We start from the raw sequence: 330 nt of genomic DNA, 5'->3' as shown, positions 1-330 counted from the left end.
CCCCCCCCCCCCCCACCCCGATTTTTTTAAATCAACCGGCCACCCCCTAGTACAACACTCGGATAATCGGGGGCAGGGTCATTTGTTTAGGGGCGCCGGGGCCCCGCGACGGAGCGGGAGCGTGAGCCCCACCGCGGCGCGGCCCCGGGGCGTGCCGGGGCCACACCGGCGTACGGGGCGGGGGTGCGCACGGTACGGGGCGCCGGTGCGCGGGCACGGGGTCGCCCCCCCCCCCCCCGCGGGGGGGGGGGGGGCGGGGGGGGGGGGGGGGGGGGGGGGTTTTTAAACAAAAGGCCCAGGCCCCGCTAAAACCTGTGTTGGTATCGGGGG

General features: G+C 75.2%; 1 protein-coding gene. It reads left to right on the top strand.

Annotated elements, in window-relative coordinates; genetic code table 11:
* The first annotated feature begins 121 nt into the window (after nucleotides 1-121).
* Complete coding sequence (locus AAHZ94_RS35195; protein WP_349997704.1) at nucleotides 122-286, top strand: hypothetical protein; 165 nt, start codon at nucleotides 122-124, stop codon at nucleotides 284-286.
* Nucleotides 287-330: the final 44 nt, after the last annotated feature.

Origin of the sequence: Streptomyces sp. HSW2009 (assembly GCF_040240285.1) — a bacterium.
In the GTDB taxonomy this organism is placed as follows: domain Bacteria; phylum Actinomycetota; class Actinomycetes; order Streptomycetales; family Streptomycetaceae; genus Streptomyces.
The sequence above is the reverse complement of the archived record's forward strand: the minus strand, read 5'-3'. Positions and strand labels throughout refer to the sequence as shown.